A 24,479-nucleotide genomic window follows, 5' to 3' on the forward strand; every position below is an offset into this window, starting at 1 on the left:
GTCTAGAAGAGAAACCAATAGCAAAGAGCTATCTTGAGTAAAAGAGGAATGGATGACAGAAAAGGACTTGCGTAATCTTGAAAAGAGAGGAAGAGTACAATAAATAAAACCCTTGTAGTTATGGCAATCCATAAATGCTGAAAAGTATTTTTCCCTTCAAAAGCATGATTTGTAAGGCAAATATGGTAAAATTTGGTATAATACGGATGATAAGCCTATTGTTTATGTTTTAATATTTAGATATATTGTTATCGTAATGAATGAACAAGAACTCAATGAAGCGATTGAAAAATTTCCTAGCGTCTTGAAGAAAGCCTTACAAGACAAAATTGTTAGTTTTGACACTTTTGATCCTCAAAAAGCGTTTGCTCCAAAACAGTTATATAGGGGACTTCGTTGTAAACCTAAAGACGGAAACATTGAATTGTATGATTCAGACTTTCTGTCTCAAGCAGAACTTTTTCATTGGGTTAAAAAATTAGAATCTGCGGGGAATGAGGATGTTGTAAAGGCTGAAATGCCACCTGACTTGCTCGCGCAAGTAAATTTTTTTCGTTCAAGTAACGGGCGAAAGAATTTTAAAAATGATGATATGGGATTATACAGTTGTTCTTTTTCTGTTTCCCGCGAGAAATTGGAAAGTCTTTTTGCAAAACCGTCTAAGGGTAAATACATTGCACAGGGAATTGTAGAAGATTCACAAGGAATAATAAGTGATAAAAATGGAAATCCGTGGCACGTTCATTGCTTTTTATATAATGGTATAAACATAAAAGAGAAATTTCAGGTTTGTAAATGATTTTCCCTAACTTCATAATTGATGAAAAACATCTGACACCAAAGCAGGTATTGTTCTTTTATGAAATACCCGTTCTTTTTGTGTGTAACAATGATATAGGTGAGTTCTTTTTGGCGTATTGTGCTGACATTGATGAATTGCAATATTCCATTGCAAAAGTTGAAAAACAATCGTTAATTCAAATGTTGGACAATGAAATATCTATGGATTCGTTGTTCAAAAAAGCTTCAAAAAAATGGAATGCAAACGTTATTTTATTTGATCAAGCTTGCACTGCAGAGTCAATTGAATGTTTTGAAGAGGATAATTTGCCCAAGAAAGGGGCTATATATGGATCCCTTGATCCTGAGGTGGAGAAATTTTTGCATCAAATAAAATTCAACAATTCTTTTGAAGTGAAACACATTTTGAATGCACAATTTATTTTGAACGCCACATGCCAAAGAATTCAAAGAAAAAATTTTCGTTTCAATAATGATAGTGATATTGTCGAGTATTCTATTTACTATCGTAAGGAAAATATTCGAAGTAAAGAGAAATCAACGATGACTACAAAACTATCCTATAAAAAGGAGGATCTCATATGTGCGGCGTTGTGCTAAAAAAATGGCGAATCAATAGTCTGCATTTAGATGTAGAGAATATTGACAAGGGCGAAAATGAATTGCAATTGAGTCTTTCCTTTTCTAGCATTGTCTCAAAAGATGATAAAGTAAAAGACGGACGTGTTCAAGTTGAGTTTAACGCAAAATCAAAAGATGATAAAGTTTTTGTAAAGGTTATTCTTGATGCTGTTTTTGATTTTTCTTCTGATGAGCTGACAATAGAAAAAAAAGAATCTTTATTGCGTGATGAGGGAAGTCCTATTGCGTATGAAAAATTACGTCTTTTTATAAAAGATTTTATGGAACAGTCTCGGATTAAACCACTTGTTTTGCCTGATTTTTCGGAATTTGGCAATCTTTAAATGTAAATTTCATTCCCATAAGTAATGTACTATTACATACTGATTGAAAGATTGAACTAGTGATTCTGATTCAACCTTTTAAAAATTAGTTTATTTACACTTTTCTGCACGAGTGTTCTGACACGGTTTCTCTTTTTTACTCGTCGATTCAAAAAATTTCGTGTCGTTTTATCTTTGAAATTCATCAATTTTTGAAAAAAAATGTTAGCATCCAAAGTTCGGCTTTAGTGAATGAGATTGAAAATGAGCGCCGCGATGCGCTTGAATGTATGCCCGCGCCGGGTATGGCAAGCATGTCATTCAGTTGGCATCGGAGTCGTTGACAGAAAAATTTGGGAAGGGATTTTCGGTTGCGACAATAAAAAGCTTTCGGAAATTTTACCTTAATTTCAAAAGTCTCCAGATTCTTCGCGCCTTACCAGCGAATTTTAGGAACACACTTGCCCCAAAAGGGCAACCATTGGTTGCCCTTTTTAACGAGTCGGATAACGGATCCCCCATGCTTCCTTAGCTATCCTGGATGCACTATGAGAACTTAATGCGAGTCGCCGACGAAAAGGCCCGCCTGTGGTACATGCAGGAAGCCGCGTCGGAACAATGGGATTACCGCACCTTGAAGCGCAATATCGCTTCGCAGTATTATTATCGATTGGTGCAGACTCCTAAGAATAAGAAAGCCGCTGTAATTAAAGAAATGAAAGCCCTTACTGCGGATTACCAAAAGGAAAAATCTCAGTTTATCAAGAACCCCATGATTGTCGAGTTTCTTGGCTTGAATCAGGAGGCCGCATTTACGGAATCGACTCTTGAAAACGCCATTCTAAACCACCTGCAAAAATTTCTCATGGAAATGGGCAAGGGCTACGCTCTTGTAAATCGTCAGCAACACATCCACACCGAAGACGATGACTATTATATCGATCTCGTTTTCTACAACTATATGCTCAAGTGCTTTGTGCTTGTGGATCTTAAGACCCGTAAAATTTCGTACGAGGATGTGGGCCAAATGGATATGTACTTGAAACTGTACGACTCCTACAAACGTACCGAAGGGGACAATCCTACAATCGGCATAATCCTTTGCTCTGATACGAATGCAGACGTAGCGAAATTTTCAACGCTCGCCACGAACAAAAGAATGTACGCAGCCAAATACTTGACTTACATGCCGTCCAAAGAGGTGCTTGCCCGCGAAATAGAAATGCAAAAGGAAATCTTTGAAAAGAAGGCAAAGTCCTAGAATTAAACTGATATGCCAAAGATACCGAAATCAGCCTATTTCAGAGAAATGCACCCCTACTCCCTGGAGGAGTTTAAGGATATTCTTGGCTTGGATATAGATTCTGGCAAGAAGGTGATATTTGCTCTTAAGCGTTCCGGTGTTGCTAAGGCTGTTAATAGAAAAAATTTTGATCTGGACCGACTTACTGAAGAAAGCGAAGTCATTGCCGAAGAAATTTCTGAAAATTCCGATATCGCCTATGTAATGAATTATGTGGGTGTGGTCTATACAGAAAATTGTGTTCTGAAATGCTACCCCAAGTATATTGATAATTTTCCCGACGATCCGAAGGATGAATCAGGGTTAGTAAAAGAATTAAGGTCTGTCCTTAAGGCAATCCAAAAGCATAATGATAAAGTGCAGTCCATCCATTTGTATAATGGCGAGGAACGTAGCACCTTCAATATGCTTGGCTTGGTTCTCCATATTCTCCATGATTATTACGAGAATGGAATTTACACCAACTATCAGGAAGTTATAGAGACTAATGGCGAAGGCGAGATTGATTGGGACAGAACCATCAATGAAACTTTTGCATACCTCAAGAATAATCGTCCGTATTATTTGGAACTGAAGACGATTGCAAACCAAACGGATGATTTCGACTATTTCAAGCGACTCCATGAATGCATTGTTACGGAATGTTCCAAGTATCTAGAAGATCTTGGCTTGACGGAATTGTTTGATGATGTTCCGTTTGTTCAGTTGACCGAAGCGGCTCTTAATGATTTTGGAGATACAGACTACATCAAGTATCGTCTAGAACGAGAAATTGCCTCGCAGTTCGTGACTCGCAAGCAAATGCTTCTCAAGACTCTCTACACTTATGTGGCCGAAAAGAAAACGGACGAACAGGAAGATTCCTTCAGCCTCTGGGGAACGAATTCCCTGAACCTCGTCTGGGAATATGCATGCGGGGAAGTGTTTAAGAACGAATACGAGTCCTTTAAAAAGTATATCGATTGCCTTGAATGGAAATTTGAAGATAATGAAGATCCTATTTCCAAGGAAACATTGATTCCCGATATTGTTTGCAAGGCTTCGGATAATACATTCTGTATTCTTGATGGAAAATACTATTTGCCTAAATGGACAAAGAAAGTTCTTTCAAATAATCCCGGTGTACAAGATGTTGTAAAACAGTTTGTTTATCACAAGGCGTTTCTTGAGTATTTGATAAAGAATGGAATTCAAAATGTGTTTAACGCATTTTTATTCCCGATGCAGTCATCAAAGAAAACAACTGACTTTATCAAGGCTTTTGGAACGGTGGATATGAAACCCCTTATGGAATGGGGCTTGAATCGTTTGCCGCCTATTCATTTGGCTTATGTGAATCCAGATGAATTGTGGAAATCTTACGTAGGTGGTAGAAATCGTAAGACTGAATTAGAACTATGTGTGGCTGAAATTCAGAAGTCAAAAGACTATAGCTATGATGCCATAATTCCTAGTTTGTTGCAGGTTGCTGAAGTTAGGGCAGGTTACTCCGCACAGCAATTAACCATGGTCGGTTACTTGAAACCTGATTATGTGGAGTTTTTGCATCGCGGCTATTCTAAAATGATATTCTATTTCTACCATACAAGAAACGGATTTGTGTATCCGGTACATCCGCATTTGATCAATTGCAAAACCTTTGCCGGCTACACGGATGGCGAAGGCGTTATTGTTGGCAACGTAGTTGGGAAACTGCAGATTTGCAATGCAAGTGCTCTTGCTGAAAAGCTTGCTGGATGCGGCATTGAAAAGAGCAATTTTTCTGCACAGTCTTATTATGTGATTGAAATTGAAGATGTAAGAACTATTGCCGGAAGAAATAAATCCTATTACCAAGATGCCATAAATGCATATCCGGGTAATGACATTACCCATGAATATTCACCGAAAGTGGTGAATGATATAAAGTAAAACGGTTGTGTAAAATAGGACGAAGCCTATGAAAGGCTCCGCCCCATCATTGAGGGATGCTGCGAGATTTTTTATTTACCTCCACCAGGCGGGTTGTTTCCGCGACCGCCACCTGATTTTTTGCCTGTTGTAGAAGGTCCGTTTTCGAGATTCATATTACTTTCCTCCCTTAGGCGGCTGGTAACGCCAATTATTGGGATTCAACTGATTGGAATGATTGTTCATGCGGTCCTGATAAGCTTGGTTATTAGGATTCATCTGGTTTGCATGATGGTCGAGATTTGCTTGAGTTTTGTTAGGCATGTTTTACTCCTATAAAGCATGTTGTATGTTTTAATTGCCAAAGCTTTGCGCAAGGAGTAATGTAGATTAAGAAAACCCCATCTTCTAGGGAAGATGGGTTTCAAATCAGAACCAATTTTGTGGTCGTTAACAAAATAGCAAAGATTTTGTGGTCGTTACTTTTTTAGCGCCCAATTGATGAATTCCGGAACATCCAGGTTGATTTTTGATACTTCTACAAAATCACCATAAGTTAGGAATCTAAAATACATGAGTCTGTCCATTAACGTAGGGAACATCCATCTTTCCGAATTCATATTAGTGAACTTTGCCTTGTTCGTTTGCAGAAATTCCCTTACGTCTTGGAAATTTTCTGTAAGGGTGTTATACAAAAAATTATACACTTCCTCACGATTTGCATTTTCTAATGAAATCTGATTTTCTATAAAGGAACGTTGCTCAGAGATGTAGCTCAAAAATTGTAAGATTTTGGGCATCTTTACAAGTGACAAAATATTTTTTTCCTCATCATTCTGGTCGTTTTTTAGGGGAGTTCCTTTTAAACGCATGGAATACGTTGATCTAGATCTCTTGATGAACTTATTTGTATCGAGGAGGGAATTATTGCGGTAGCTCAAATGGGACAATTCCAGCTTTGCCATGACTGCGTCAGGATAAGAGGACTCGTCATCCACCAAGTCAATGTAGGGTGTCGCAATTATTCCGTAAAAACGTGCTCTAAATAATAGTTCCTTAAACAGCGTAGATAGTTTTGTCTTAAAGCCCTTTCGCTCGTGAAATATTTTCTTCTTCTGGTTCCAGGCTGGCAAGAACACCTTTGCTATACATTCTTGGAAAATATGGCTTCGCTCGCATTTCGTAAAGTTGCTTGCCAACTTACGAGTAAATAATAAATTTAACTGGGCATCTATTCCGAGATGGTCAAAAGATTTTTCCTGTATTATGGGGAAGAAAAAATCAATAATCAGTGGAGTGTTTGCTTCATTCACTGCAAATGGTACATTCTTGAACCGATTGGACGATTGCTCGGGATCCTTTGAAAAGCTGATGCTTCCAAGAAGGTCAAAATCGATGCGAGATTCGTCGCAATACCGAATAAAAACAGATGCTGCATAAATGAACTGAAATATCCTTTTGAATATGTTGTCGGACTCCGCGTCGCCAAAAATGTCTAGGGGATTTTTGATATCCGGCCATTCCCCTTTTCGAAACTCCTGCACATATTCTCTACGGCGACGATCCGTCATTTGTTCTGTATTGAACTCAGGAATGCAGCCTTCAAAACCCATATACAGGCTTCTGCGATTTACTTCGTCAGCAGCTTTCTCTTTGAATTTTTGATAATAAAATGGGAAGACGAATACCTTTTGGTAACGCTTTAGGCTCGGCAAGACATCTGGTGATTGTAAGTATTCAAAAAAGTCATTGAAAAATACAGGAATTTCCAATTCCGGAAAAACGGAAACCTTATCGAAAGTCCAAAAGAATTTCTTGGCTTTTACCTTGAATTCTTCCGGCAAATCACGTGTCTTATCGGCAGAGCAATCAAACAGTCCGCTAAAATCGTATGATAATCGCATTACAACCCTTTCACCTACATAATCAAATACACTTAAAAGTTACACTTTTTTACGAGTGTTTACGCCCCATTTGTGTTGGATTACATAAAAAAGTGTTATCTTTTCTCCCAAGTTAGGAAACATTTTTGGGGGATTTTAAATTCAATTAAAATTTCTGAATTTGTTTTGAAACGGATTGAACGATCCGGTGTTTGGGATATGTAAAAAAAGGAGACTAAAATGAGGTTGAAAACTGTCTACATTGAAAATTTTCGAGGCTATAAAAACAGGGTCTCCATTGATGTTTCAGATTTGACAGCGCTTGTTGGTAAAAATGACATTGGTAAATCAACAATTATGGAAGCCTTGGACATATTTTTTAATGATGGCAAAGGCGTGATAAAGATTGATAAAACGGATGTGAATGTTGAAAATTTACAAAACGGCGATACAGATGTTAAAATAGGGGCGATCTTTACTGAATTGCCGGAAACAGTTGTTTTGGACGGAACCTTTGAAACAAAACTTAGTGAAGAATATTTATTGGACGAAGATGGTAATTTAGATGTATTGAAAGTGTTCAAGAATGGGGATTCAAAGGCGACTTCAATCAAAGTCTTTATAAATGCGAATCATCCAAGTAATCCAGAATGCCGTGACTTATTACAACGAAAAAATGAGGGTTTAAAGAAAATAATTGAAAAATTGGGTATTGAATGCAATAAGTCTATAAATGCGGAAATGCGTGCCGCTATTTGGACCTATTATGCAAATGATTTAAGATGTCAATATACTCCAATTGATGTTTCGTCTAAAGATGGTGATATAAAGGGTGTCTGGGACAGATTGCATGATTATTTGCCTTTATACTCTTTGTTCCAATCAGATAGAAAAAATAGTGACAGTGACGATGAAGTTCAGGATCCATTAAAAGCTGCAATTCGTGAAATTTTTAGAGAACCTTCTATTCAAAATGCGTTAGCTGAAATTGACGAAAGAGTCCGTGCTAAAGTACAGAGTGTCGCAAATTTGACGTTGGCTAAACTGAGAGAAATGTCAGAAGAAATTTCTGAAAGCTTGCATCCTAAAATACCATCTGTAGATAGTTTGAAATGGACTGATGTGTATAAGGGATTGTCTATTTCTGGAGATAACGATATTTCTATTAATAAACGAGGAAGTGGGGTTAAAAGGTTAGTTCTTCTTAATTTCTTCAGAGCTGAAGCGGAACGAAGAAAAGTTGAGAATCATTATACTGATGTTATCTATGCAATAGAAGAACCAGAAACGTCTCAGCACAAAGAGCATCAAGTAATGCTTGTACAAGCTTTAAAACAGCTTGCGAATGAATCAAGGACTCAGGTGCTAATTACCACGCATAGTTCAGAAATTGTCAAAAACCTAGATTTTTCGAATTTAAGAATGATAGCGAAGGTTGAGGGAAATTTAGATGTTATTCCTTTTGTTTCCAATTGTCTTCCGACACCATCTTTGAATGAGGCGAACTATAACGCTTTTGGGGATATATCAACGGAATTTCATAATGAACTTTATGGATATCTGCAGGCGCAGGCAATGACGGAGGATGCTAAATATGAACAGGAGAAAAATTTTGAAGCGTGGTTAGAGAATAAAGGTTGCATCAAAAATAAGAATTGGATTCGAATTTATAGGGGTAATGTTCAACCTGCTTGTCCTGTGACATTGCAGACGTATGTTAGAAATTGCATACATCATCCAGAAAATAATTATAACATCCCTTTCACCAAAGAAGAACTTAAACAATCTTTGGATAAACTCGTTTCCATTGCTCGTGGTTTAGTAGTGACAACGATCTAGCGCCTCTGTAATGAATAATAAAAAGTAACTCTCATATAAGAGTTGCTTTTTATTTGAAATAATTGCAAACGATTCGCAATATCTATTTTTTGTACAGTTTAGGTTCTTTCCCCATGGCTCTTGAAAAACTTGTTTTCTTTGATATTGAATGTGCCAAGCGCACGCGCGATTATAGCGCCATTTGTTCTTTTGGTTATGTCATTACGGACTTAAAGTTCAATGTGTTGGAATCTAGGGACATTTTGATTAATCCAGAGGCCGGATTCAATAAAAAACTTTTTTGGGAAGATTCTGACTGCAGGTTGGGTTATTCGAAGAATGAGTTTAAAAGACAGCCTAATTTCCCCAAGCAGTACGAAATTATTAAGAAAATCCTTTTGACACCCAAAGCCCTGGTGGTTGGCTTTGCTGTAGCCCATGATATTGATTATCTGCTAAACACGTGTAAACGATATGATCTTGCTTCAATAAGGTTTGAAACTTTTGATATTCGTAGTTTTTTAAAAACTTATATGGGGATTTCTGCAAGCTTGGAAGGATCCCTATCTCAAATGGGTGTAGATGTTTCTGATCTCACATGGCATAAGAGCTGCGATGATGCCATGGCCACCATGCGACTGTTCAAGGCCTGTTTCGAAAAAACGCAGAAAAAGGCCAATTCTGCAGCAGGAATGCATGATTGTATTGAATCCGTAAAAACAGCCTGTTTTGAAAGAAGACTTCGAGTTTATCGGAAGCACGTGTTAGTTAAGATGTTGGATTATTATGGTAAAATCTGTGAACGCCCTAAATCCAATAAACTAGAGGGGTCCTTTCGTTTCATAATCAGTGCTGAATATGATATTGATCGGTGTTTTGCCTTGACAAAGCTATTCTACGAGAACGGAGCAAAACTTTGTTTGGAGAATGGTTCGGATGTAATCGTTGTTTATCCCGATGGCGAAACTTTTATTAATCCAGATGACGGTGCGCCACAACGAAAGAATGTTCATTTAAATGAGTTGTTGAAGGATCGGGGTTTAGACTCTTTCTCGCTGGAAAAACAAGGCCGCAATATTCCTGATATTGATACGAAAAAATTTATTGAGCCGAAATCATCTTCTTTAAGAGGAATAAAGGCTGAATTGGCTGCTCGTCATTAGGATTTCATCAGCCAAGGAATAAGCCTCGTAAAACTGTTTGCAAGCCCACCACGCGATCTTAGCGATAAGAGCGGACCACGGTGGGTCTTTTTTTCAACACTGTCGACATACTATCCGGCCATGGTTTTTAGGAGTTCTTTCTTGCTGGAACCCATTGAAAACAGCACACGTATCATCAGCTCTAGGGAGACGCTGGCGTTCGCTTTTTCCATTTTTGCCAAGCGCGATTGGCTTGTTCCTGATATCCTTGCCACTTCTTCTTGAGATAGACCGTTCTTCTTCCGTTTTTCTACCAGGGCCTTAGCAAGTGCAACTTTCATTTCGATAATGGCCATTTCAGCTTCGTTTAGGTCTAGAATTTCATCTATATCACCGACCTTCCAGCCTTTTTTTTCAAGTCTTTCTTTTTTCGCCTTTTCATATAGCCTCACTTTGCGTCGTATGCAGCAAGCCTCTTCTTGCAGAGATTTATCACGTCCTGTGGAGTTTTATTCGTTTTCTTGTAATTCTCGCCTTTTGTGACAATGGTGGAGATTTTGGCTGAACAATCAGCCATGCCAAAGGTTTATGTTTGGAACTCATTAAATATATGTCATTTTTGACATAATATCAAGTGCCCTACGTTGATCGCCAGGTCATGAACTAAGGCGACGACGTCAAGCAGAGAGTTTTACCTGCCCCACGCATGGGGATTACTCATTCACCCTAAAAGATACACAAAACTTTTTATCTGTGCAAGGTGTGTGTGTTTTTCTCTCAAAGAATTCATTTTCCATGTTGTTGCGTTCTCTTCCCGCATCGCGGCAACGATCGTGACCCCTTGGGGCGGAGACTCATCCGCCTTTTTTGCATTACTGGTATGCGGTAGGCGGGGAGGCTCCGTTTTATGAGGGCTATGTAATAGCCCCATAAAATAGAGCGTGACGGCGCTTTCTGCGCCGGGCCGCCCGAAGAAAGTTTTTTGACACTTTACTGTCAAAATCTTTAATTATATTTATTCCATGATTCATCACTCCTTGCGACAGTCGACATAGACTTGCAAAAGTCCGTACGTGCATTCGCGGCAAGGTTCATTAACCATCTGGTTGATGTTGTTGGATAGCTGGCAGGAGACGCAGCCTGCTCAAGAGCGTGAGATCGCCGAAATGTGCATCGCGCCAGGTAACGCCGGAGAATACCTCCGCCAACAATGTGGCTAGAACCTCCAATCTCTACGCAATGTAGGGAACATCTTTATAATCAAAAAGAATGCTATCGACCATTTTCCCGGCGTGGGGAAATGGTGGTTTAAACGTACGGAGAATATTATGACAAAAAAGATTGTTTTGCAGGTAGAATCTGAATATGGTGAAATTCTGCAACAGGCTGTTGCAGTAATTAAACAGGCTCGTGTAAACGTTGCTCGTCAACTAAATATTGGCGAAAATGCCGCTTATTGGGAAATCGGGAAAGTGCTGCATGAACGCAAACTCGATAGTAAACATGGAAATTCTGTTGTTCGTCGCCTTTCTGTAGATTTAAAGGGACATTTCCCGGATATGGGGGTGGCCCCGAGAAACCTTTGGAATATGAAAAAATTTTACGAACGTTTTTCTAAAAGCAATTCAAAAGTGCAACAGGCTGTTGCACTTTTGCCATGGGGACATATTTTGCAATTGATGCGGACTACAGATGACGACAACCAAATCCTTTTTTACGCCTCGGAGTGCGTTGCCAAGGGATGGACGCGTGATTTGCTGATAAACGCCGTGAAAATGCAAATGTATGAACGTGCTGCTCTTAACCGCCCTCAAAACAACTTCAAGGACACGTTGCCCGAAGGTCAGGCGGAATTTGCGAACGAAGCATTTCGCAGCACTTATAACCTGGGTTTCCTTGGAATTACAGAGCCGGTAATGGAGTTGGAACTGGAACGAAAACTTGTTGAAAAGGTTAGACAGTTCCTTTTGGAACTTGGAAAGGGCTTTGCCTTTATTGGAAATCAGCATGAGCTGGAATTCAACGGGAAAGCAAGCAGGGTAGATATGCTTTTCTTCCATAGGCAACTGAAATGTTTGGTGGCAATTGATTTGAAAGTGGGTGAATTTAAGCCGGAATATGTAGGTAAGATGAACTATTATCTTTCGTTGCTTGACCGCCTGGAGCGCGGGGAAGGTGAAAATCGTTCGGTCGGTATTATTCTTTGTGCAACAAAAGATAATGTTGAAGTTGAACTTTCGCTTGATGGTGTTGGCAAGCCTATTGGAGTTGCTGATTATCAATTACTGTTGCCCAAGGAAGAACTGCAGAAAGTTCTGGCTGACGAAATCAAGTCTTTCAAAGAAGTTAAACATTTAACGCATTAAGACCTTAGTTTTTTGATGGAGAGTAGATTCCCGGCAATCGTACCCACCACGCGATCTTAGCAATAAGAGCGGACCACGGTGGGTCTTTTTTATTTGTGCAGTAAACGTCCGTAGTTATACGCTTGTCTACGGAAAGGAGAAATGATGGCTAATAGTATTCAAAAACAGTTGCAGTTCCTTATGTACAGCACACCTGACGAAGATGTCAAGGTGAACGCCTTGGTGAAGGATGAAACTATTTGGCTTACGCAAAAGGCCATGGGGGAACTGTTCAACGTTAATGTTCCGGCAATTTCAAAGCATTTGAAAAACATCTTTGACGAAGGTGAACTTCAGGAAAATACAGTTATTTCCATTTTGGAAATAACTGCCGCAGATGGTAAAAACTATAATACCAAATTCTACAACCTCGATGCCATCATTTCTGTAGGTTATCGCATCAGTTCCGCCCGCGCAACGCAGTTCCGTATTTGGACGACGGGCGTTCTCAAGGAATATATCCGCAAGGGCTTTGTCTTGGATGATGAACGCCTGAAGCAGGGTGAAAACGCTTTTGGTGCAGACTATTTCCGTGAATTGCTGGAGCGGGTACGCTCGATCCGTGCAAGCGAACGTAGGATTTGGCAGCAGATTACCGATATTTTTGCTGAATGCAGTTTTGATTACAATAAGGATTCCGAGGTTACCCAGGAATTCTATGCGACTGTACAGAACAAGTTCCACTTTGCGATTACTGGGCAGACCGCTGCAGAAATTGTCGCTGCAAACGCCGATGCATCCAAGGAACATATGGGACTCCAGACATGGAAAAACTCACCTGACGGTCGCGTGTTGAAAAGCGATGTCGCTATAGCCAAGAACTATCTGACCGAAAAGGAGATCAGAAGGTTTGGAGCGTCTTGTGAGCGGCTTTTTTGATTATGTGGAAGATTTGATTGAAAGAGAAATCCCGTTTACCATGCAACAGTTTGCTGGTGCTGTAAATGAGTTCCTGGAGTTCCGTAAGTATCAGGTTCTCGAAGGTAAGGGAAAATTTTCTCTCGAGCAGGCGGAACACAAGGCCTTTGCTGAATATGATGTTTTCAACAAGACGCAAAAGATTGAATCGGACTTTGACAAACTCGTGAAGAAGACGAATAAAAGACTGCGATAAGAGCGGACCACGGTGGGTATTTTCCCAATTGCCTCCCTTTAAATAAGTCTGAAGGAAAATTGTCGAAAAAGATTTTGCTCGTAAAAACTCATTAATTTCGGATGATTTTCACATTCCAGAAATCTGCAGTTCCTTCGCAATACGAAAGTTCTTTCCCAGCTGCGCAGTGAGATACCCGCTGGCGCTATACTCCTTTGTATTTGCATTGTACTTGCTGACACGTTCAACCACCTTTCGAGCGGTTTTGCTAAGAACCTCGCTACGGAATGTGACTGGCTTTACGGCAAGAGCGAAATAGCCGACAAGATGTTTGTCGCCATCATAAACGCAATAGCTCACAGACAGTTTCTTTCGTGAAAAAGAAATGGAATTATTGAGCAAAAAGCGCTCTACATCTGCATTGGGACCACACGAAAATGAACCAAAATCCTTGTAGATTTGGTCATCCGGTAGAAGATTTTTGCCTTTTGCGTCTAGATATTGTTTGAGATTGATGACGGTGTAATTATTACCCATTATTTCCTTGCTTTGACATAAAAGCAAGGATTTCCTTGGGGTCCGTCACAAATCTTGCGATTTGGGGAATGGGTTTCTGAGCGTCGCGTTCGGCGGCTTCGAGCTGGTCAGCGAACCGCTGAGTGCTTTCTGCGTCAAACACGAAATTGTGCGTAATGCTAGAGGTTGCCATAATTACGTCATAAAAGATACACAAAATTTTTTGCCTGTGCAAGGGGTGGGCAATGATGATTGCGGCGGATCTTGATATTTTACGTATAAATTACAAAACGACCCTTGCCAGCGTTTTATAAATAGCTGACATTCTGCCTGACGTACGAAAAGTATCTCTATGACATCTGTGAAAAACAGGTGTTTTTTTTTATCCAAAGGAGATACTATGCCCAGAGAGAACTCGGCTTTGAAAAAGTTTGACGACAAGTTGTTCGTCAAGGATTTAGGAACCATCGTTTCCACCGCTCGCGACATGAGTTTCCGTGCGGCGAACCTTATGCAGGTGGCGTGCAACTGGCTTATCGGCTGGCGCATTGTGGAGCAGGAGCAGCAGGGAAAGGCCCGCGCGGGTTACGGCAAGCATGTGATTCAGTTGGCGTCGGAGTCGCTGACCGAAAAATTCGGGAAGGGGTATTCGGAAACCGTTATTCGCAATTTCAGGAAATTTTACCTGATGTTTCCGAATTTGCAAGTCCTTCAGATTCTGCCGAACAAATTTGTGGAAGTGGTGGACCAAATTCAGCAACCAATGGTTGCTAAATTGAACGACGAGGGAAGTGCTATACTCCCTCAATTATCGTGGATGCATTATGAAAACTTAATGCGTGTCGCCGACGAAAAGGCTCGTCACTGGTATATGCAGGAAGCAGCCTCAGAGCAGTGGGATTACCGCACTTTGAAACGAAATATCGCCTCGCAGTATTATTATCGTTTGGTGCAGACTCCTAAGAACAAAAAAGCCGTTGTGGTTAGGGAAATGAAATCCCTTACAGCGGATTACCAAAAAGAAAAATCTCAGTTCATTAAAAATCCCATGATCGTGGAATTTCTTGGTTTGAATCAAGATGCTGCATTTACAGAGACAACACTTGAGAATGCCATTTTGAACCATCTGCAAAAATTCCTCATGGAAATGGGCAAGGGCTACGCGCTGGTAAGTCGCCAGCAGCATATTCATACAGAAGAAGACGACTATTATATAGATCTGGTGTTTTATAACTACATGCTCAAATGCTTTGTGCTTGTAGATCTCAAGACCCGCAAGATTTGTTACGAAGATGTTGGGCAGATGGATATGTACTTGAAACTTTATGACACCCACAAGCGTTCCGAAGGTGACAACCCTACCATTGGCGTTATTCTTTGTTCCGAAACGAACGGGGATGTGGCGAAATTCTCCACATTGGCGACGAATAAAAGAATGTATGCCGCCAAGTACTTGACCTACATGCCGTCTAAAGAGGTCCTTGCCCGCGAAATAGAAATGCAAAAGGATATCTTTGAAAAATCGCAAAGATCCTAAAATAGAACTGATATGCCAAAGACGCCGAAATCAGCCTTCGGCTCTTAAGCGTTCCGGTGTTGCCTAGGCTGTCAATAGGAAAACTTTCGACTTGGATCAACTCACTGAAGAAAGCGAAGTTATTTCCGAAGATATTACCGAAAATTCCGATATAGCCTACGTAATAAAGTACGTGGGTGTGGTGTATACGAAAAATTGCGTTCTGAAATGCTATCCCAAGTATATCAACAATTGTTCCCTATTACGAGAATGGAATCTACACCAACTACCAAGAAGTTATAGAGACCAATGGTGAAGGCGAAATTGACTGGGACCGAACTATCAACGAGACTTTTGCATACCTCAAGGAAACGTTGATTCCTGATATTGTTTGCAAGGCTTCGGATAATACATTCTGTATTCTTGATGGGAAATACTATTTGAAGACTTATTGACGTTCTTAATACCAAATTCTACAACCATAAATCAAAAAGACCAGGAAAAATCCTGGTCCTTTTGATTTAGAGCGGAAAAAGGGTCTCGAACCCTCGACATCGACCTTGGGAAGGTCGCGCTCTACCAACTGAGCTACTTCCGCGTTGTTTTGTAATGTAGTAATTTTCTATCATTGTGTCATCTCGTATTGGGGATTATTTATGTCAAATCGTATTGTTGTCGGCGTTTTTGCGGGTGTTTTGTTCGTTGTGGGTTCTGCTTTCGCAGAAAAGTCCATGTGGGACAAGTTTAAGGATTTCTTTAGCCCTACGGAGTCTTTTGACTGCCAGGGGCCCATTTGCGACGAGATTCATGGTCTGGAGTCCAAGATCAGCAAGGTGGAGGGGAAGTATTCCCGCGAACGCCGTCCGGCGAACAGGGAACGGTACAAGAAGGAGCTGGTGGCCCTGAGCGCCTCCCGCGATTCCCTGATTGCGGTGTACAAGAGCCAGCCTGCGGCAAGCCCGAGTTCGTCTGCGGCGATTCCGACGCAGCTTGCGGCAACTCCGAAATCATCGGCGGCAGTTTTGAGTTCTTCTTCTGCGGATCAGGCCTGCAGGGCCGATACGGTCTATGTGCGCGACACGGTGGTGGTCCACGATACCTTGTATGTGGTGGTGACGAACAAGCCTGCGGTACCTGTTGCAGAACCCAATCCTTAGGTTGTATATAAAGTATGCGTTATTCCACCGTCGTCCCCGCCAAATTTATTAGCCGTCCTAACCGGTTTATTGCCCATGTAGAGTTGGGTGGGGTCGATACGGTTGTCCATGTCAAGAACACGGGGCGTTGCAAGGAGCTTCTGGTTCCCGGTTGCACCGTTTATCTTGAGAAGTCGGAGAATCCGGCCCGCAAGACTCCCTACGACTTGATCGCTGTCGAAAAGGGGGACCTGCTGATCAATATGGATAGCCAGGCGCCCAACAAGGTGGCTGCCGAGTGGATCCGCGCCCACGGAGAGATTTTCCCGGGTATCACCTTGCTCCGGCCGGAATTTACTTATGGCAAGTCCCGTTTCGATTTTTATGTGGAGTTCAGCGGCCGAAAGATGTTCGTGGAGGTGAAGGGCTGCACCCTGGAATCCGGGGGCCACGCCAAGTTCCCCGACGCCCCTACGGAACGGGGGGTAAAGCACTTGACGGAGCTGGCGGATATTCTTCGCCATGGGCATCGTGCCGAAGATGGTACCCCTTACGAATGTGGCATCCTGTTCTTGATTCAGATGAAGGGTTGCCGCAAGTTTTCGCCTAACGTAGAGACTCACCCTCAATTTGGAATAGCCTTGAAGGCCGCCCGGGATGCCGGCGTCAAGATTTTTGTGTATGATTGTAAGGTAACGCCGGATACTCTCGTACACGACGCTCCTGTGCCACTGGAAATCTAGGAGGTTCTCCATGAATCCGTTTATGAAAATCGCCATCGACGAGGCCCGCGTGGGTATCGAGCATAAGCATGGCGGCCCTTTCGGGGCTGTTGTTGTCAAGGATGGCAAGGTGGTGGGTGCCGGCCACAATCAGGTGCTCAAGAATGCCGACCCTACTTGCCATGGCGAGATGATGGCCATTCGCGACGCCTGCAAGAACCTGGGGACTTTCGACCTGACGGGTTGCGAGATTTATACCACGGGGTACCCTTGCCCTATGTGCATGGGGGCCATTCAGTGGTCTAACATGACCAAGTGCTATTATGCCTGCAACCTGGAAGATACCGAAAAGATCGGGTTCCGCGACGACCAATTCTACAATAATCCCCTGAAGCCCGAGGAGTGCGACCGCGCCGAGGGTCTGGTGCTTTACGAGGAATATGTCAAGAGTACGGATGTCCGTTACTAGGCTAAATTGGGGGCTTTTGTAGGCGGGGCGGTTTGACACCGCCTTTTTTTTTGACTATTGTTTTTTGATGTAATGAAAAAGTATGTTTTCTGTTTGGTTTTGTTGAGTTTCTGCCTTTCTGCGTTTGCAGAGAAGGTGGTGCGCGTGGGGTGTTTCGACTCCCGTTTTTGCCACAGGGATGAATTCGGGCGACTTTCCGGCTATGCGTATGAATTCCAGCGGGATATCGCCACTTACACGGGCTGGCGTTATGAGTATGTAGAGGATAGCTGGCCCAACTTGTTCCAGATGCTCAAGGAGGGCAAGATTGACCTTCTGTCGGATGTGTCCTTTACGGAGGACCGCACCCGCAGCATTCTTTTTTCGTCTTATGCCATGGGTGTAGAAAAGTACCTGCTTTATGCACCTCTGGCGGCGGGGGCCTCCTTTGCCGATGTAAGGAATCTTGAGGGCAAGATGGTGGGGGTCAACAAGGGGAGCGTGCAGGTCGGGATTTTCAAGAAGTGGGAATCCCAGATGGGAATCAAGGCAAAGATTGTGGAACTGGTCGATGACGAGTCGGTGCAGGCGGCCATGCTCAATAGCGGCAAGCTGGATGCCATTGTCAGTGGCGATGCCTATGAGACGGTTGAGCAGATGGTACCTCAGACGGAAATTGGTTCATCTGATATTTTCTTTGGCGTCAACAAGAAACGCCCTGACCTTTTAGAAGAACTGAACCGTGCCATGGCGGCGGTGTTCAGGACCAACGGCTATTACACCCAGGATCTTTACAAGAAGTATGTTGACAATCTCAGGAACAACAAGTTCCTGGACGCAAACGAGCTGGAATGGCTCAAGAAGCGTAGGACCATCAAGGTGGGCTACCGCGACAACTACATGGCCTTTTGCGCCAAGGATGAAAAGACGGGGGAGCTTAAGGGGGCGCTCAGCGATTATCTGAAGATGATGTCTTCGGTGTTCAAGAATGCCTCTATAAAGTTCGAACCGGTGGCTTTTGCTTCGACCCAGGCTTCGCTGGATGCCTTGAAGCGCGGCGACGTGGATTGCGTGTTCCCCATCAACCTGGATCCGTACGATTCCGAAAAGGCGGGGGTCCTTTCTACGAAGTCTTTTGCCGGTACCGACATGTATGCGATTGTCCACAAGGATAACTACAAGAATTTCTCTGTGGTGAACGAGAATGTGGTGGCGGTCAACAGGGATAATCCCAATTACGAAAGTTTCTTGCAGGTACACTTCCCCAAGTGGAAGCCGGTCATTGTGGCGACTACTGACGATGCCTTGAGGTATGTTTCCCAGAAGAAGGCCACGACGCTTCTGGTCAGCAACTTCCGCATCAAGCATCTTGAGCGCAAGCTGGACGAACTCAACTTGTTCGGGATCGCCACCAGCCATATCATGAAGCTTTCTTTTGCGGTTAGGAACGACGACCTGATCCTCTACTCTATTTTGAACCGCTGCATTTCGCTGATTCCCAGGGAGGAACTGGATGCGGCCCTTACCAGCAGCGCCCTGCAGGATTACAACACTTCGTTCCTCGACGTGATCAAGCAGAACTATCTGACTTTCATGATTGTGGGTGGTTCTGTTCTGTTTGTGATCGTGGTTCTTTTGGTTCGTACTTTCAGGTCTGAGATGAAGTACAAGAAGGCTAACCGTCAGCTAGAAAGTAGTTATGACCATCTGAAGATTGCGTTGGCCGCAGCCCAGGAAGCAAGCCGCGCGAAGACCACCTTCTTGAACAGCATGAGCCATGATATCCGTACGCCCATGAACGGCATTATCGGTATGACGGCCATTGCGACGGCCCACCTGGATGACCCTGAAAAGCTGAAGGATTGCCTCAAGAAGATTTCGGGGGCCAGCGACCACCTGCTTTCGCTGATCAACGACGTGCTGGATGTTTCTCGAATCGAGTCGGGCAGAACCACCTTGAACAGGGAAGAATTCGCTATCGACAAGATGTTCATCGACATTACCAATATGGCCCAGTCCCTGGCTAGCCAGAAGCATCACAACTTCGTGGTGGACTACAGCGGCCTGCGGAACATGAATGCCGTGGGCGATCCCCTTCGCCTGCGCCAGGTGATTCTGAATATTCTTTCTAATGCAATCAAGTATACACCCGAGGGCGGAACCATCAAGGCCACGCTTTCGGAACTCCCGTCTTCGACGATCGGCTTTGCAGATTACTTGTTTGTCTGTGAAGACAACGGCCTGGGCATGGATCCGAAGTATCTGGAAAAGATTTTCGAACCTTTCTCCCGCGACGAGCTCGACGAAAACAAGAGGGCTATCCAGGGGACCGGCCTGGGGATGTCTATTGCCCGAAGCCTTGCCCGCATGATGGATGGCGATATCAGGGTCGATAGCGTTCTGGGCAAGGGCTCCAGGATCGAAGTTCCCTTCAAGCTGATGGTCGGAAAGGAACAGTCCGCCGGCTCTGTCGACGACGTTTCGCTGGATCAGCTCCTGCAGAAGGATTTCTCGGACAAGCGAATTCTTATTGTAGAAGACAACGAACTGAACATGGAAATCGCCAAGGAATTCTTTGCGACGACGAAGATCAACTTCGAGACCGCCTGGAACGGCAAGGAAGCCTTCTCGATGTACGAGGAGCACGACGCGGGATATTACGACATGATCTTCATGGATATCCAGATGCCTATGATGGATGGACATCAGGCCACACGCGCTATCCGTAGTTCCGGAAAGCCTGATGCGACCACGATTCCTATTGTGGCCATGAGTGCCAATGCCTTTACCGAAGATATGGAAACTTCCAAGCGTTCGGGCATGAACGACCATATTGCAAAGCCCATCAACGTGTCCAGGTTGGTGATGCTGATGGAAAAGTACCTACGATAAAACCCCGATTTTCTCGGGGCTTTAGGTTTAAGCTTTTTAGGGCTGCGGCTCTAGGGGTTGTTGCTCTAGGGGTTGTTGCGGAAATCTTCGATGAGGCAACAGCTGATGCTTACGTCTGTCTCGTAAGGGGGGATGTCTTCTCTCTTGACCCACATGGCTTCTGAAAGTTCTTCGGCCTGCATGTGGATGGTATCGTCGCCATCTAGTTCTGCGGTCCAGCCGGCGATCAGCGAATCGCTGAAGGGCCAGGGCTGACTTCCAAAGTACTTCAGGTTCTTGATTTTGACGCCTGCCTCTTCCATGACTTCGCGGTGGGCGGCCTGCTCCAGGGATTCGCCGATTTCTACAAAGCCAGAGATCAGGAACAGTCTGGGGTTGGGATTGTCGATGTTGTGGGCCATCAACAGCTTGTCGCCGTTACGGACCGCAACGATAACCACCGGCGAGATTCGCGGGTAAACCGTGTTGCCGCACTTGGGGCAGATAATGCTGCGTTCCCTGTCGCCGCGGATGGTGACGTTGCCGCACTTGCCGCAGAACTTGTTCAGGGATTCCCAGTGGGCGATGTGGGCTGCCGTGGCGCCACCCATGCGTTCCAGGGGGCTCATGGTTCTAAAGCTGCGGTTGCCCATGAACTCGAAGCCTTCGGGGGCTTCGTAGTCTTCGGCCACCTGCTGCGTAAAGTAGGCGCGACCGTCGATGTTCAGCAGGTAATGTCCCTCGAAATCGGGAATCTCGCTGACGGTGGGAATGGCGTAGCCCGAGGCGGTCTTTTTCAGAAGGCTCTTGCTTCCGTTATAAAGTATGCAGTAATCGTCTGCTTTCGGATCCTGGATCTTAAACTGGTTGTCGAGAACGTGGGGGGCGATTTCGTGGATCATTCTAGTATTTACCGATAATCTGATTGCGTCCGTTAGACTTTGCCGTGTAGAGTCGTTCGTCTACGACGGTCAGTATCTTGTCGTAGTTGGTAAAGTTCGGGTTATAGCAGTCGATAAAGCCGCCGCTGATATTGATGCTTACGTTGGGCTGGTCTTCGAACTTTATGGCCGATACCCTCTTGCGGAAATCTTCGGCCTTGGCCATGGCGCTGGTGTAGTTGTCTTCGCAAATCAGCAAGATGAATTCTTCGCCGCCGTAGCGCACTGCCATTTCGCCTTCTCTGTTGCAAATGTTCTTGGCCAGCTGGCCGATGCTTTCGAGAACCTGGTCGCCGAACAGGTGGCCGTAAGTGTCGTTGATCTGCTTGAAGTAATCGATGTCGAACATGAGCAGATAATATCCGGCAGGGCTAGAGAGCACCTGGTTGCGGATGCGCTCGATAAAGATGCGTCGGTTGTAAAGCCCGGTAAGGGGGTCGTGGGTCGAAAGGTAATCCAGCTTGGCGATGACTTCGTCTTTCTTCTGGCGTTCCAGGTGGTACGCCTTCAGCAGGTAAGACACCGTGGTAAAAATCAGCAGGGCCATGAAAACGAAGGAGACCACCTGATCCAGGATGGTGTCGAAGGGTTCCAGGGGCGGCGAAAGTTCAGGATTGTACCAGTCGTAGAACAGTATGGACGTGTAGAGAATCAGGGAATAAATGGCCATGATTACACGGGTCCTGAAATTTGAAATCAGCGACGTGATCAGCAGACTGGTAATACAGTAAAAGGGCATGCCGCTGTTCAGGCCGCCGCAGATAAAGAACATGGGCGGCAGAATCAGGGTGTTCAGGGCGAAGCACATGGCCGAATAGCAGGCCTGGTGTTTCTTGGTCATCTGGGCCACGATGGCCAGGATCACGAAGTAGAAGGTGATGAAGGCTGTGTAGATGGCGGCGACTTTACCCAGGTCTTCCATGGCCGTAAAGATGGCTGAAGCGATGGAGGCCATAAAACAAAAAAACAGCACGCCCCAGAAGGTCACGCTTTCGAATGTCTCGTGGATAAAAGTCTTTTTGATGAACTGAAGCATCTACCCAAATATAAAAGTTTGGGACCCGAAAAAAAAGAAAGCCTCGTCACAAGACGGGGCTTCTTATAGTCTAACGTGGAACTATTTAACGGTTCACTATTCCAGGTAGGTGTAGCCGTAAAGGCCGGAACGGTAGATGTTCAGGAATTCCTTGCCTTCCTTCACAGAGATCTTGCCTTCCTTCACGGAACCGGTCACCCAGTTTTCCATGGTCTTCACCAGGGCCTTGTCGCTGAAGTTCACGTAGTCCAGCACATCTTCAACAGATTCGCCGTCGATGATCTTGTCGATCTCGTAGCCGCCCTTGTTGTCGCAGACAATGTGGACGGCGTTGGTGTCGCCGAAGAGGTTGTGCATGTCGCCGAGAATTTCCTGGTAGGCACCGACGAGGTAAACGGCGATGTAATAGGGATCGTCCTTCTTCAGCTTATGCAGGGGAAGAGTGCGGGCCACGTCACCACCGCGAACGAACATGCCGATCTTACCATCAGAGTCGCAAGTCACGTCCTGGATGGTGGTTTCGACAGTAGGTTCTTCGTTCAGGCGCTGGATGGGCATCACCGGGAAAATCTGGTCGATAGCCCAGCTGTCGGGCAGGCTCTGGAACAAGCTGAAGTTGCCGAAGTACTTTTCGGCCAGCAGGCGGGGGAGTTCTGCCAGTTCGTACGGAGCATGGCGCAGTTCGCTTGCGATCTGGTTCACTTCGCGGGCGATGCTCCAGAACAGTCGTTCGCTCATGGCGCGGGTAGGCAAGTCGTAGTCGCCCACCTTGAAGCCGTTCAGAACGTCATCGTTCAGCTGCATGGCGTCGTGCCAGCTTTCCAGCAGGTTCTTGGGAGTAAGACCCTTATAGATGCTGTACAGGTCCTTCAGTGCGTCGGGAGCGTCGTCACCGATTTCATGTTCTTCTTCGTTGAAGAAGGCCTGACCTGCAGTTTCCAGAATGTTGAACACCAGAATGGAGTGGTGTGCTGTAAGGGCTCGGCCAGATTCTGCAATCACGTTGGGGTGAGGCAGCTTTGCTTCCTGGCAGGCTTCGTACAGGGCGTACACCACGTCGTTGGCGTATTCCTGGATGGAGTAGTTCACGGAGCTGGCGTTGGAACTGCGAGTGCCATCGTAGTCTACGCCGAGACCGCCACCAACGTCCACGAATTCAAGGCCCATACCCATCTTGCGAATCTGCACGTAGAACTGGGAGACTTCACGCAGGCCGCTCTTGATGTGGCGAATGTTGGTAATCTGGCTACCCAGGTGGAAATGGATCAGCTTCAGGCAGTCTTCCATTCCTTCTTCCTTGATGTAGTCCAAGGCTTCCAGGAGTTCAGAACTGTTGAGACCAAACTTGCTGTGGTAACCACCGGATTCTTCCCACTTGCCGCTGCCGGAGCTTGCCAGCTTGATGCGGACACCGATGTTGGGGCGGATGCCGATGCGACGGGACAGTTCCACCACCAGGTGGAGCTCGTTCATCTTTTCGACCACGATAAAGATCTTCTTGCCCATCTTCTGCGCAAGGAGAGCCAGTTCGATAAAGTCTTCGTCCTTGTAACCGTTACAGATAATCAGTGCGTCCGGATTATCCATATTGGCAAGCACGGCGTGGAGTTCTGGCTTGGAACCTGCTTCAAGACCGATGTTGTACTTCTTGCCATGACGAACAACTTCTTCCAGCACGGCGCGCTGCTGGTTCACCTTGATGGGGAACATGCCGTAGTAGGTGCCTTCGAAGCCGTATTCCTTGCGGGCGTTGTTGAAGCATTCGTTCAGCTTTTCGATACGGCTGTCCAGAATGTCGGGGAAACGCAGGAGCATGGGAGTGGAAACGTCACGGATGGACAGTTCCTGTACCAGCTCGTAAAGGTCAATTTCGCAGCCCTTGTCCTTCATGGGAGAAACAGTTGCGTGGCCCTTGTCGTTGATGTCAAAATAGTTGACGCCCCAACCGCGAACGTTGTACAAATCGCGTGAGTCGTCGATACGCCATTTCTTCATGATCAAAATCCTTTGGATT

General features: G+C 44.5%; 21 protein-coding genes, 1 tRNA gene and 2 pseudogenes. 15 read left to right on the plus strand and 9 right to left on the minus strand.

The features are described from left to right. The first annotated feature begins 256 nt into the window (after nucleotides 1-256). The 6 genes and pseudogenes from MMG03_RS06530 to MMG03_RS06555 all read left to right on the plus strand — a co-directional run bounded on the left by MMG03_RS06530 (nucleotide 257) and on the right by MMG03_RS06555 (nucleotide 4,959). On the plus strand, nucleotides 257-799 hold the full coding sequence (locus MMG03_RS06530) for a hypothetical protein (RefSeq protein WP_073285938.1): 543 nt from the start codon (nucleotides 257-259) through the stop codon (nucleotides 797-799). After that, nucleotides 796-1,401 carry a hypothetical protein gene (locus MMG03_RS06535; protein WP_073285935.1) on the plus strand — a complete coding sequence of 202 codons (606 nt, stop codon included), beginning with the start codon at nucleotides 796-798 and terminating at the stop codon, nucleotides 1,399-1,401. The genes MMG03_RS06530 and MMG03_RS06535 overlap by 4 nt, the downstream gene beginning before the upstream one ends. Then, on the plus strand, nucleotides 1,383-1,766 hold the full coding sequence (locus tag MMG03_RS06540) for a hypothetical protein (protein WP_073285932.1): 384 nt from the start codon (nucleotides 1,383-1,385) through the stop codon (nucleotides 1,764-1,766). Before MMG03_RS06535 ends, MMG03_RS06540 begins: the two co-directional genes overlap by 19 nt. A gap of 265 nt (nucleotides 1,767-2,031) precedes the next feature. Next, nucleotides 2,032-2,403, plus strand: a pseudogene (locus MMG03_RS06545) (DUF1016 N-terminal domain-containing protein); the annotation flags it as partial. 57 nt (nucleotides 2,404-2,460) lie between these two features. Beyond that, nucleotides 2,461-3,006, plus strand: a complete 546-nt coding sequence (locus tag MMG03_RS06550) for a DUF1016 domain-containing protein (RefSeq protein ID WP_263859286.1) — start codon at nucleotides 2,461-2,463, stop codon at nucleotides 3,004-3,006. Between the two features lie 12 nt (nucleotides 3,007-3,018). Beyond that, the gene (locus MMG03_RS06555; protein WP_083539757.1) at nucleotides 3,019-4,959 is read left to right on the plus strand and encodes an LlaJI family restriction endonuclease; all 1,941 of its coding nucleotides are present in this window, start codon (nucleotides 3,019-3,021) and stop codon (nucleotides 4,957-4,959) included. 156 nt (nucleotides 4,960-5,115) lie between these two features. Here the strand turns inward: MMG03_RS06555 and MMG03_RS06560 are convergent, their stop codons facing one another. After that, nucleotides 5,116-5,262, minus strand: a complete 147-nt coding sequence (locus MMG03_RS06560; protein ID WP_170932357.1) for a hypothetical protein — start codon at nucleotides 5,260-5,262, stop codon at nucleotides 5,116-5,118. 155 nt (nucleotides 5,263-5,417) lie between these two features. After that, on the minus strand, nucleotides 5,418-6,842 hold the full coding sequence (locus tag MMG03_RS06565) for a hypothetical protein (RefSeq protein WP_073285924.1): 1,425 nt from the start codon (nucleotides 6,840-6,842) through the stop codon (nucleotides 5,418-5,420). A 219-nt stretch (nucleotides 6,843-7,061) separates the two neighbouring features. On the opposite strand from MMG03_RS06565, the gene MMG03_RS06570 reads away from it, so the two are divergent. Together MMG03_RS06570 and MMG03_RS06575 are read left to right on the plus strand one after the other, a co-directional pair. Beyond that, nucleotides 7,062-8,660 carry an ATP-binding protein gene (locus MMG03_RS06570; RefSeq protein WP_073285921.1) on the plus strand — a complete coding sequence of 533 codons (1,599 nt, stop codon included), beginning with the start codon at nucleotides 7,062-7,064 and terminating at the stop codon, nucleotides 8,658-8,660. Nucleotides 8,661-8,773: 113 nt separating this feature from the next. Next, nucleotides 8,774-9,802, plus strand: coding sequence for an exonuclease domain-containing protein (locus MMG03_RS06575; RefSeq protein WP_073285917.1), 1,029 nt, complete (start codon nucleotides 8,774-8,776; stop codon nucleotides 9,800-9,802). Between the two features lie 110 nt (nucleotides 9,803-9,912). Here the strand turns inward: MMG03_RS06575 and MMG03_RS06580 are convergent, their stop codons facing one another. After that, nucleotides 9,913-10,233: a helix-turn-helix domain-containing protein gene (locus MMG03_RS06580; protein ID WP_073285914.1), complete on the minus strand. Its 321-nt coding sequence runs from the start codon at nucleotides 10,231-10,233 to the stop codon at nucleotides 9,913-9,915. A gap of 876 nt (nucleotides 10,234-11,109) precedes the next feature. Here MMG03_RS06580 and MMG03_RS06585 point away from each other — a divergent pair. Beyond that, nucleotides 11,110-12,147, plus strand: coding sequence for a YhcG family protein (locus MMG03_RS06585; RefSeq protein ID WP_249505924.1), 1,038 nt, complete (start codon nucleotides 11,110-11,112; stop codon nucleotides 12,145-12,147). Nucleotides 12,148-12,291: 144 nt separating this feature from the next. Continuing rightward, nucleotides 12,292-13,300 (plus strand): annotated as a pseudogene (locus MMG03_RS06590) (virulence RhuM family protein). A gap of 108 nt (nucleotides 13,301-13,408) precedes the next feature. Here MMG03_RS06590 and MMG03_RS06595 read toward each other — a convergent pair. Both MMG03_RS06595 and MMG03_RS06600 read right to left on the minus strand, forming a co-directional pair. Next, the gene (locus tag MMG03_RS06595) at nucleotides 13,409-13,816 is read right to left on the minus strand and encodes a hypothetical protein (RefSeq protein WP_249505925.1); all 408 of its coding nucleotides are present in this window, start codon (nucleotides 13,814-13,816) and stop codon (nucleotides 13,409-13,411) included. After that, nucleotides 13,809-13,988 carry a hypothetical protein gene (locus MMG03_RS06600; RefSeq protein WP_073159481.1) on the minus strand — a complete coding sequence of 60 codons (180 nt, stop codon included), beginning with the start codon at nucleotides 13,986-13,988 and terminating at the stop codon, nucleotides 13,809-13,811. The genes MMG03_RS06595 and MMG03_RS06600 overlap by 8 nt, the downstream gene beginning before the upstream one ends. A gap of 207 nt (nucleotides 13,989-14,195) precedes the next feature. Between MMG03_RS06600 and MMG03_RS06605 the strand changes: the two genes are divergently transcribed. Further along, nucleotides 14,196-15,332 carry a YhcG family protein gene (locus MMG03_RS06605; RefSeq protein WP_249505926.1) on the plus strand — a complete coding sequence of 379 codons (1,137 nt, stop codon included), beginning with the start codon at nucleotides 14,196-14,198 and terminating at the stop codon, nucleotides 15,330-15,332. 504 nt (nucleotides 15,333-15,836) lie between these two features. Here the strand turns inward: MMG03_RS06605 and MMG03_RS06610 are convergent. After that, nucleotides 15,837-15,909, minus strand: a tRNA-Gly gene (locus MMG03_RS06610). Nucleotides 15,910-15,967: 58 nt separating this feature from the next. On the opposite strand from MMG03_RS06610, the gene MMG03_RS06615 reads away from it, so the two are divergent. The 4 genes from MMG03_RS06615 (at nucleotide 15,968) to MMG03_RS06630 (ending at nucleotide 20,509) form a co-directional block, all read left to right on the plus strand. Further along, nucleotides 15,968-16,468 (plus strand): hypothetical protein, encoded by a 501-nt coding sequence (locus MMG03_RS06615; RefSeq protein WP_249505927.1) that lies wholly within the window; start codon nucleotides 15,968-15,970, stop codon nucleotides 16,466-16,468. A gap of 14 nt (nucleotides 16,469-16,482) precedes the next feature. After that, on the plus strand, nucleotides 16,483-17,190 hold the full coding sequence (gene sfsA / locus MMG03_RS06620) for a DNA/RNA nuclease SfsA (protein WP_073286091.1): 708 nt from the start codon (nucleotides 16,483-16,485) through the stop codon (nucleotides 17,188-17,190). 10 nt (nucleotides 17,191-17,200) lie between these two features. Next, entirely contained in the window at nucleotides 17,201-17,638 is a 438-nt protein-coding gene (locus MMG03_RS06625; protein WP_073159491.1) for a nucleoside deaminase, read from the plus strand. A 72-nt stretch (nucleotides 17,639-17,710) separates the two neighbouring features. Beyond that, nucleotides 17,711-20,509, plus strand: coding sequence for an ATP-binding protein (locus tag MMG03_RS06630; protein WP_249505928.1), 2,799 nt, complete (start codon nucleotides 17,711-17,713; stop codon nucleotides 20,507-20,509). A gap of 65 nt (nucleotides 20,510-20,574) precedes the next feature. Here the strand turns inward: MMG03_RS06630 and nudC are convergent, their stop codons facing one another. The 3 genes from nudC to speA all read right to left on the minus strand — a co-directional run bounded on the left by nudC (nucleotide 20,575) and on the right by speA (nucleotide 24,460). Further along, entirely contained in the window at nucleotides 20,575-21,390 is an 816-nt protein-coding gene (gene nudC, locus MMG03_RS06635; RefSeq protein ID WP_073159495.1) for an NAD(+) diphosphatase, read from the minus strand. Between the two features lies 1 nt (nucleotide 21,391). Further along, on the minus strand, nucleotides 21,392-22,465 hold the full coding sequence (locus MMG03_RS06640) for a GGDEF domain-containing protein (RefSeq protein ID WP_073286096.1): 1,074 nt from the start codon (nucleotides 22,463-22,465) through the stop codon (nucleotides 21,392-21,394). Nucleotides 22,466-22,561: 96 nt separating this feature from the next. Beyond that, on the minus strand, nucleotides 22,562-24,460 hold the full coding sequence (speA, locus tag MMG03_RS06645) for a biosynthetic arginine decarboxylase (protein WP_073159499.1): 1,899 nt from the start codon (nucleotides 24,458-24,460) through the stop codon (nucleotides 22,562-22,564). Between the last annotated feature and the right edge of the window lie 19 nt (nucleotides 24,461-24,479).

It is taken from the genome of Fibrobacter sp. HC4 (assembly GCF_023373925.1).
Lineage (GTDB): Bacteria > Fibrobacterota > Fibrobacteria > Fibrobacterales > Fibrobacteraceae > Fibrobacter.